Here is a 7724-nt window from a genome sequence, read left to right on the forward strand (position 1 = left end):
GTCAATTTGTGGTCTGGAATTATTGCCTACAAATTCCTAGATAAAAAGCCCACTATTAGAGATTTTCAAGAAAAAAATCTACTTACAAATTTTGAACTTTTTCAAGATATTGCCGCTTAACTCACGTATTTACAATATTTTTGTGCAAGACGGAATAAGGTATGACTGGCTGAATAAGCACTATTTTTCACCATATAGTATTTTCCCAAAATCACAAAATGACAATAGATTTAAAAATTATTTAGAATATGTAACCCAAACAGGTAGTTCACTGCCTAAAACTATGGAAGAGCTAACAACTGATACTGAAGCCTATTGGACCATATTCACACTTTTTAGGGAGAAGTGGGCAGAGTGGTATGGGGCGAATCACCCTTATTCAATGCCGTATAGTAGTCAGCAAAAGCCCGATGTGCTATTGTTTCTATTTAATCAATGTAATTGTTCTCAACGTTTAATCTACTAAATCTATGAAAAAAATACTGCTATTGTTCTTGTTTTTGGTTAGTTTGCAGGCTTTCTCACAAGGTCAGTTTGATACTCCTTCTTTTACTTCCAATGGACAAACTTATATTGTACATAAATCAACTTATGGAATTTCAATTAGAAATTCTAACCAAGAACTTATTAACTCTGATAGGGTTTATTTGAGAGTGCGGGAAGTAGAGCGATATTGCTCAGATACGGAGTTTCCTGTAAAATACAAAGATATAGGAGATAAATTAGTAGCATTAAACCCAGTTTTGTTCTCGCAAGAACGGAGGATGGAATTAAAGCAGAATAAAGATATGATACATTTGACATTAATAGCTTCTGCAGAAACGCTTAGAATATTAGAAGTAGAGTTTAGGTTGAAGCCAAACACGATATTGACCCGAGAGGAAATATACCGAATGGAGCAAGCCTACAAAACGCTAAAAGTTGCTTTATACCCCTATAATCCTAATAATTGCACTTTTAATTATTTGGTGGTTAATATAGTCATTTTCCCTCACTGGGATTGAACTCTAAAATCATAAAATAAAAAGGGCAGATAAACTGCCCTTTGGTTTGGATAAAACTTACTGAGCCGACCAGCCCCCATCCACAGGAATTGAAACGCCTGTAATGAGTTTAGCGGCATCGGAGGCAAGAAACACCACCAAAGCACCGATTTGTTCTACGGTAACAAAATCCTTGATAGCGTGTTTGTAGAGCATTACTTTCTGGATAACTTCCTCACGGCTCATATTGTGGGCTTTCATTTGGTCAGGAATTTGTCCTTCTACCAAAGGGGTAAGTACATAGCCCGGGCAGATAGCATTGCAAGTAATTCCGCAGGTAGCACCTTCCAGAGCAAGCGTTTTGGTAAGTCCTGTAACGCCGTGTTTGGAAGCTACATAAGCCGATTTGAACTCTGATGCTTGCAAAGCGTGAGCCGAAGTAATATTGATAATTCTGCCCCAACCACGAGCTTTCATTCCTTTCCATACGGCTTTGCTGGTATGAAAGGCGGCGGTAAGGTTAATGGCTATGATAGCATCCCATTTATCTTCGGGAAAATCTTCAATAGGAGAAACGAACTGAATACCCGCATTATTTACAAGTACATCAACACTGCCCCAAGTTTGCTCTGCTTGGGCTATCATAGCCCTAATTTCTTCACCTTTCATCATATTGGCAGGGTTGAAAAGCGTTTTTACGCCATATTCCTTGGCTACATCTTGGGCAACTTTTTCGGCGGCGTTGCGTTCTTCATCATTGCGTACCAATCCATTAAACATAACATTGTAGCCTGCTTGTGCAAGGGCTTTGGCAATGCCTAAACCTATACCGCTGGTGCTTCCTGTTACAAGTGCATTTTTTCCATTTGCCATAGAATTGAGGGTTTTAAGGTTAAAACAACTATTTGCGTTAAAAAGTGAGGGTTCAGAAGTTTAGAGTTCAAAGGTTTGAAAGGCAAAATTTGTATAAGATTTTGTTTTGTAGCTATTTATGTTCAGAAAGTTCAGGATTTGAAGTTTAAGTCTTTAAGGGCTTTATCTCATATTTTTTCTATTTTCTTAAATCCTGTTTCTTGTATCTTGTTTCCTGTTTCCTATTACATATTACACAATTAGAATTGCACAATTATTTTTTAGCTATCTAAAAAGCCACCATCAGAGGTTTCATCTGTAAATTCTTCATTTTTTTCTTTCATTCTGCTGCTATCCTGATGAGAAAAAGGACGGAAATGGCTTTGGCTGTAAAAACTATCTCTCATAACAAAATACCATAACCAGTCATCATAGTTGGTGGTACTGGTAGCAACTTCTTTCGCTTTTTGCCTTTTAGCAAAACATTCCACACACAGAATTTCACGCTCTTCGGGCTTGGTTTTGACAATACCCGTTTCTTTATCGGGTTCTAAGCCTTTGATAGCCTCTAACTCTCCGTGCAAATGTTTTATACAAAAATAACCTTTACAACTATTGCATTGTGCTACTGCTACTGCTCCACACTCTTTCAAAACAAAATAGCCTAATTGGGTCTTACAGCGTTTCATAAATTTGGAATAGCATAAAAAAATTGAAAAGTTCCGAATGTTAGGGTTCAAATGAAAAATATCAAACCTTAAACTTCAAACTACTTTGCAAGCTACAATTTTTTTTAATGGAAGCAAGTGTTTTTTGATGAAATTTTCAAAAAATTAAGTCAGAACTTGCTTTTGCAAGTTTTTAAGGCTATCGTAGGCTTCTTGCAGAGAAATTTCGTGAATGTCTTGGTATTTCTGGCAAAGTTCTAAAAGATACTCATTTTGTTTATTCCCGAGCTTTTGTGCAACCGAATAAGGAATTTCAGGGTGGAAAGTTACCATTGAGTATTTGGAATGATAGTCGGGGTAATTGTTTTCTAAAAAATACTCTAATTTTCGCATTCTTTGAAAATCCTCATCATTCACTTTGTCACGCATCTCAATAAAATTTTCCAAAGCCAAATCTGCAATAGCGTCAGTATCTTTTTTGCGTTGTTTTTGATAGACTTCAAAAATTTGTTCCCATTCCTGATTGTACTCATCAATGAGTTTGTCCAAGAGGTAGCAGTCTTCAAAAGAGGCGTTCATACCTTGCCCGTAAAAAGGTACAATGGCGTGAGCGGCATCACCTAAAAGCAATGTTTTATGGGCTTTCCAAGGGTAACTTTTGAGCGTTCCGAGCAAACCCACAGGATTTCGGAAAAAATCTACCTCAAAATCAGGCATTAGTGCCAAAGCATCAGGGAAATATTTTTGAAAAAACTGACGAGCTTTGTAGGGCGTATTGAGCGTTGCAAAACTCTCCTCACCTTCATTTTGTAAAAATAGTGTAACCGTAAAACTTCCATTAAGATTAGGCAGAGCGATAAGCATAAATGAATCTCTTGCCCAAATGTGCAAAGAATGTTTATCTAAAAGAAATTCACCATTAGACCTCGCAGGAATTTCCAATTCTTTATAGCCGTGAGCAAGAAAATCTGTATTATCTTTGCAAAAACCCCTTTCTACCATTTTTTGCCTTACAATGGAGCCAGCTCCATCTGTTGCAAAAATGACATCAGCCTGAAAGTTGAAATCTTTAAAATAGACAATATTTTGCTCAAAATCAATATCTAAACAAGGACATTCAAAATAGAATTTCACTTTTGGGTATCTTTCGGCGATGTTCATCAGGGCTTCGTTCAAGCCGCCACGAGAAATAGAATTGATATATTCATTTTCATCTTTACCATACGGCAAAAAGGTTTGTCTGCCTTGCAAATCGTGTATCATACGCCCACGCATACGAATAGCAAGTGGTAAGATTTCATCGGCTACGCCCAAATCTTCTAAGGCTCTAATTCCTCTATGAGAAAGGGCTAAATTGATAGAGCGTCCTCCTTCGTAACCTACTTTTCGGCTATCAGGGCGTTTTTCAAAAATGTGTACTTCATAATTTCGGCGAGCCATATACACAGCAAGCAAACTTCCCGCCAGCCCCCCGCCAATGATTGCAACCTTCATATTTTTTTAGACATTAGATATGAGAAAATTAGATATCAGACGTCAGAGTTTCCTCTTTGAATATCTTTTTATTTTTAAGCCTTAATTTTATTTATATTTGATAGCCACAGCTTTCAAGTCGTAGCCGTATTTGGTTTGGCTTACAAAAACTTGATAATTTAGGTTCATAATCGCATCAGCTCCCATTTCTTTGGCTTTTTGAGAAAGAAAAAAAATCATTACTTCCTTTTCATCGTAACTATAACCTTTAGGCAAATCGCCGTAATATTGTTTTTTACGTTTTTTTTCGGGGGCATAGTAACTTTCCTTTTGCATTTTTACATCACCAAGCACTTCGTAAGGGCGTTTAGGCTCTTCTTTATCCCAAAAAACATCTGTTGGGTATTTAGCATTCATCATTCCCGAACGAAAGCCAATAGCACAACCTGAAAAAATAAGTATAAAAGATATTACAACGAGTTTTAAAATAAATTTTCCAAGCATTTCAGACTATTTTTTATGCCTCAAAAATATAAAATTTCTCGCCAAAATACTTTTTTTTCTGAAAATTGTAAAATTTTGTGCTACTTTGCAACGCAAACAATGCAAAAGTTTATGAATCACAAAATTTTACTTCTTGGAGCGGGGCGTTCAGCTTCTACGCTTATCAAATATTTGGCTGAAAATGCTAAAAAATATAAATGGCAAGTAAGTGTAGCAGATAAGCAAAAAGTATTAGTTCAAGAAAAAATCAAGCCTTACCCCAATCTGAAAGCCTTTGCTTTTGATATGCAGAATAGCCAAGAGGCTGAAAAACTCATAGCGACAAATGACGTGATTATTTCTTTGCTTCCACCTGTTTTGCACGCATCAGTAGCTCGTATTTGTTTGAAAAAACGAAAGCACTTGCTTACAGCGTCTTATGTTTCTGCTGAAATGCTTTCTCTGCACCAAGAGGCACAAGAAAAGGGTTTGATTTTTTTGAATGAAATTGGTTTAGACCCTGGCATTGACCACCTTTCGGCGATGCAAATTTTGGATAATATCAGAGCAAAAAAGGGAAAAATTATAGGTTTCAAATCTTTTACGGGCGGTCTGATTGCTCCTGAATACGATACCAACCCGTGGCAATACAAATTTACTTGGAATCCGCAGAATGTGGTGCTTGCAGGGCAGGGCGTAGCCAAATACTTGGAAAATGGGCAAATCAAATACATTCCTTATCAGCAACTTTTCAAACGCATTGAAATTTGCAAGGTTGAGGGCTATGGTATTTTTGAAGGGTACGCCAATCGCGATTCTTTGAGCTATCAGCAGGCTTATGGTTTGCAGAAAGTACAGACACTACTGCGTGGAACGCTTCGCAAACAGGGCTTCTGCCGAGCTTGGGATTGTTTTGTACAACTCGGAATGACTGATAATCAAACGCTTTTGCCTACTAAAAATTTAACTTACGCTCAATTTCTTGCTACATTTTTGCCTTCTCGCAATGCTTCACTGCAAACTACATTTTTAGAAACTTTACAAATCCCTGAAAATCAAGAACAAGAAATTTTAGAAAAATTTGAATTTTTAGAACTTTTTTCTCAAAAACCGCTTGAATATCCTCACAAAGAGGCGACCCCTGCTCAAATCTTACAATTCATTTTGGAGCAAAAATGGCGTTTAGAACCTCAAGACAAGGATATGATTGTAATGCAACATATTTTTGATTTTGAGCAAGCAAAAATCCAAAAGCAAATTGTCTCTGAACTTGTAGTGATAGGTGAAAATAGCTTGCATACGGCAATGGCAAAAACCGTTGGTTTGCCACTCGGAATAGCCTGTAAATTGGTTGTGGAAGGTAAAATCAGCGAAAGAGGAGTGCTACTGCCACTTTCCAAAGAAATATATGAGCCTATCTTACAAGAACTTACAGAATTTGGAATTCGTTTTCAGGAAAAAGTAATAGAAAAACAGAATTAAAATTTGTGTTGAATGGAAGTTCTTTTGGGCGTTTTTTCGCAAATTCTTACGCTTCGCAATCTTGCTGATAAAGGCAAGTTAGAAGATGAGGCATTAGAAATTATTTCTAATGGTGGTATTTGGGTTGAAAACGGAAAAATTAAGAAAGTAGGCAATTTTGAACAATTAGCCAAAGAGGCTAATAATCAAGAGGTTGAAATTTTAGAATTTCCTTATGCTGATTTAGTTGCTTTGCCCGGTTTTGTAGATTGTCATACGCATATTGCTTTTGCGGGCAATAGGGCAAAAGATTACGCTTTACGTATTGCAGGCGAAAGTTATCTGAATATTGCTAAAGCTGGTGGTGGAATTTTAGATTCTGTTCGCAAAACGCGTCAGGCTACTGAAAATGAGCTTATTGCAAATACTCGTCAAAGGGCTGATTTTTTGTTGAGGCAAGGGGTTACCACTATTGAAGTGAAATCGGGTTATGGGCTTTCGGTAGAGGAGGAACTGAAAATTTTGCGTGCTATTCAGCGGGCTTCTTTGCTGACCACTGCCGACCTTGTCCCAACCTGCCTTGCGGCTCATACTTTACCCCCTGAATTTTCAGATAAAAGTGCTTATTTAGAACATTTGGCAAATGATTTACTGCCCATTTTATTACAAGAAAACCTTTGCAAGCGAATTGATATATTTGTAGAGGAAACGGCTTTTCCGTATCAGATAGCAAAGGATTATTTGCTAAAAGCGAAAAATTTAGGTTTTGAACTTACCATTCACGCAGACCAATTCACTACGGGTGGAAGTCGTTTGGCAGTGGAATTGAACGCCCTCAGTGCTGACCATTTGGAGGCAAGCCAAGATATTGAAATACAAATGCTTGCTAAAAGCGAAACGGTTGCAGTTGTTTTGCCCGGTGCCTCTTTGGGTTTGGGAATGAATTTTGCCCCTACCCGTCAGTTGCTTGATGTTGGGGCTTGTGTAGCCATTTCTACCGATTGGAATCCGGGTTCTGCTCCTATGGGCGATTTGCTTTTGCAGGCTTCGGTGCTTGCCGCGAGTCAGAAACTTTCTACTGCTGAAACTTTGGCGGGCATTACTTTTCGTGCCGCAAAAGCCTTAAACTTGCATCATAGTAAAGGAAGGTTGCAAAATGGATTTTCTGCCGATATTGCTATTTTCCCTACCAAAGATTACCGAGAAATTCTCTATTGGCAAGGACAAATGAAGCCTATTATAGTTTGGAAAAATGATAAATTTGTGGAGTTTGAAGTAGCTAATAAATAGATAATTCGTATATCTCAAACGCTTGAGCCTTTGACCTTTTTGAACGCAAATAATTTAAGAAAGTGTATCAAACCTTATTAAAGTGGATTTGAAGCGGTTATTGGAAAAAATATTGTTTCCTACCTCAAAAATTAACCAAAAGCGTCTTGAAAAAGCCATTCAAGGGAAAACTATTCTTATTACTGGTGCAACTTTCGGAATAGGGGAGGCAACGGCTTATCTGCTGGCTGTTTCAGGAGTGCATTTAGTTTTGGTAGCAAGAAGCGAAGAAAAACTTGTATTTTTGAAAAATGAATTGGAAAAGAAGGCTTGTCGGGTTAGTATTTTTAGGGCAGATTTATATGAGGAAACGCAAGTAAAGGAACTTAATCAGTTTATTCAAACGGATTTAGTCCTCCGACAAAAGTTGAATAGTTTTTACAAGTTGTGGATATTGGGTATCATTTAAGAGGCAATATTGCAAAAACAGGAAACCATACCTAAAAAAAGAGAACTCTCTACGCCCGTTAGGACA

The 7724-nt window shown here is 37.4% G+C and carries 8 protein-coding genes; 4 read left to right on the top strand and 4 right to left on the bottom strand.

Translation table 11 applies throughout. The features are described from left to right. Positions 1 to 470 precede the first annotated feature (470 nt). A complete protein-coding gene (locus Rain11_RS13265) occupies positions 471 to 1004 on the top strand; it encodes a hypothetical protein (protein WP_133121598.1) in 534 nt (177 codons plus the stop codon). A gap of 57 nt (positions 1005 to 1061) precedes the next feature. Here the strand turns inward: Rain11_RS13265 and Rain11_RS13270 are convergent, their stop codons facing one another. The 4 genes from Rain11_RS13270 to Rain11_RS13285 all read right to left on the bottom strand — a co-directional run bounded on the left by Rain11_RS13270 (position 1062) and on the right by Rain11_RS13285 (position 4480). Next, positions 1062 to 1856: a 3-hydroxybutyrate dehydrogenase gene (locus Rain11_RS13270; protein WP_101359855.1), complete on the bottom strand. Its 795-nt coding sequence runs from the start codon at positions 1854 to 1856 to the stop codon at positions 1062 to 1064. 260 nt (positions 1857 to 2116) lie between these two features. Continuing rightward, complete coding sequence (locus tag Rain11_RS13275; protein WP_101359856.1) at positions 2117 to 2524, bottom strand: hypothetical protein; 408 nt, start codon at positions 2522 to 2524, stop codon at positions 2117 to 2119. A gap of 144 nt (positions 2525 to 2668) precedes the next feature. Next, on the bottom strand, positions 2669 to 3997 hold the full coding sequence (locus tag Rain11_RS13280; RefSeq protein WP_101359857.1) for an FAD-dependent oxidoreductase: 1329 nt from the start codon (positions 3995 to 3997) through the stop codon (positions 2669 to 2671). 87 nt (positions 3998 to 4084) lie between these two features. Next, positions 4085 to 4480, bottom strand: a complete 396-nt coding sequence (locus tag Rain11_RS13285) for a hypothetical protein (protein WP_101359858.1) — start codon at positions 4478 to 4480, stop codon at positions 4085 to 4087. Positions 4481 to 4591: 111 nt separating this feature from the next. Between Rain11_RS13285 and Rain11_RS13290 the strand changes: the two genes are divergently transcribed. The 3 genes from Rain11_RS13290 (at position 4592) to Rain11_RS13300 (ending at position 7658) form a co-directional block, all read left to right on the top strand. Further along, positions 4592 to 5941, top strand: a complete 1350-nt coding sequence (locus tag Rain11_RS13290) for a saccharopine dehydrogenase C-terminal domain-containing protein (RefSeq protein ID WP_101359861.1) — start codon at positions 4592 to 4594, stop codon at positions 5939 to 5941. A gap of 12 nt (positions 5942 to 5953) precedes the next feature. Further along, positions 5954 to 7210: an imidazolonepropionase gene (gene hutI, locus Rain11_RS13295; protein WP_101359859.1), complete on the top strand. Its 1257-nt coding sequence runs from the start codon at positions 5954 to 5956 to the stop codon at positions 7208 to 7210. Between the two features lie 88 nt (positions 7211 to 7298). Beyond that, positions 7299 to 7658 carry an SDR family NAD(P)-dependent oxidoreductase gene (locus Rain11_RS13300; RefSeq protein ID WP_207764459.1) on the top strand — a complete coding sequence of 120 codons (360 nt, stop codon included), beginning with the start codon at positions 7299 to 7301 and terminating at the stop codon, positions 7656 to 7658. The last annotated feature ends 66 nt before the right edge of the window (positions 7659 to 7724 follow it).

Source organism: Raineya orbicola (assembly GCF_002843425.1).
Taxonomy (GTDB): domain Bacteria; phylum Bacteroidota; class Bacteroidia; order Cytophagales; family Thermonemataceae; genus Raineya; species Raineya orbicola.